Below are 1,585 nucleotides of genomic sequence, written 5' to 3'. Positions count from 1 at the left end.
CTGATGTCAAAAATACTGACGAGTTAAAACCCGGTCAACGTAACAATTTAGCTACAAATATTGCTGGGTTAACGGCTAGTTTGGATAAATTGAATCGAATTACTACTACAGCTAAAAGCCATTTGTTTACATTTGGCGAATTTATGGCGATGTACTTATTCGCTTGGAGTGATGTACTTTGGCTAAACGTTGAGAATTTCCCTCAGTATAACGATATTTACTCACCCGAACCTAGTCAGGATAAACAAAAAATATTCTCTTTTGATCAAGAAGTTAAATATCTCAAAGAATTTACGCTCACTCTCAAACAAGTACGACGCGCGTTAGCGAATATCCCTACATATATGATATTCGATGACCATGAGATTACCGACGACTGGAATCTTAACATGGCATGGTGCGACCGCGTTCTTTCTCGAAAACTTGGGCGCCGCGTCATTCAAAATGGTTTACTGGGATATGCTATCTGTCAAGCTTGGGGCAACACTCCCAGTCAGTTTACCGATGATAAACCAGGTGTAGCACTTCTCGAAACTGTACAAACCTGGTCGAAGAGTAGTGGTAATGATGCAGTATCTGAAAAAGAAATTACTAAGATAGTCGGTTTACCCACCGTTACAGAAATTAGAAACTCCAACCCCAGGCGCCTACCCCGCCTCGATAATAGTATAAAGTGGGATTACACGGTTACAGGTCCTGGTTATGAAGTAATATTACTCGACACCCGCACTTTGAGAGGTTTTCCAGGTGAGGAATTTGATTTTCCCGAACTTTTAAGCGACGAAGCTTTAGAACAAGAGTTACCAGAAACATCTAACGATGTTGTTGTAACGATGGTTATCTCACCCAGTCCTGTTGTTGGTTTACCCTTTCTCGAAGGTATTCAAAAGTCAGCAAAAGCACTTGCCGAAAAGTTTGGAACCTCAGCTTGGGGTTTTGACCCTGAAGCGTGGGGACTACAAGCAAAAGCTTTTGAAAAATTTATCGCGCGTTTAGCACTACGAACACCAAAACAAAAAAGTCGTATCGTCATGCTTAGTGGTGATGTTCACTATAGTTTCTCCGCGCGGTTACAATATAGTGCAACTCAACCGTTAGAATATCCCCTACCTGCAAACCCACAACTAGTTATAGCCCAGTTTACCAGTAGTTCACTACGAAACGAGAAACGCGAACCTGGGGGTAGCTACTCGTTACACCTCAAAGGGTTTGTTCCGTTCCAATTAATTGACTATCACCCCAAAGCTGAAATACTAGGATGGTCTAACCCAGAAGCGAAGAAGCAAAAAGTCGGGGTAATATGTACATACTCTGATGACTTTATGCAGTGTTTTCCTTTATTCATCGATAAAAGTCCCGCAACTATTAATATAGTGGAAGAGCGCAACTGGTTTCGATTGCCAGATATAACCAAAAAACCTGAATGGTGGTATCGTATAGACTTTTTGCCAGCTAAACTGGAAAATACTAACTTCGTTTCCAATCCCCACTTACTTCATACGCATCCAATTGTAGCTCCTTTACCTCGACAAGACCGCGTAAAACCTTTAAATGAGTATTTAGCGATGGCAAAAAACCATCATGA

General features: G+C 41.3%; 1 protein-coding gene. It reads left to right on the top strand.

Annotated features, from left to right (window positions below):
* Window positions 1-1,585, top strand: a 1,585-nt coding sequence (locus AC2JBO_RS44905; RefSeq protein WP_496960084.1) for a metallophosphoesterase family protein, incomplete at both ends; no start/stop codon positions are given.

Source organism: Calothrix sp. CBUCES-K 9914 (genome assembly GCF_059640475.1).
The sequence above is the reverse complement of the archived record's forward strand: the minus strand, read 5'-3'. Positions and strand labels throughout refer to the sequence as shown.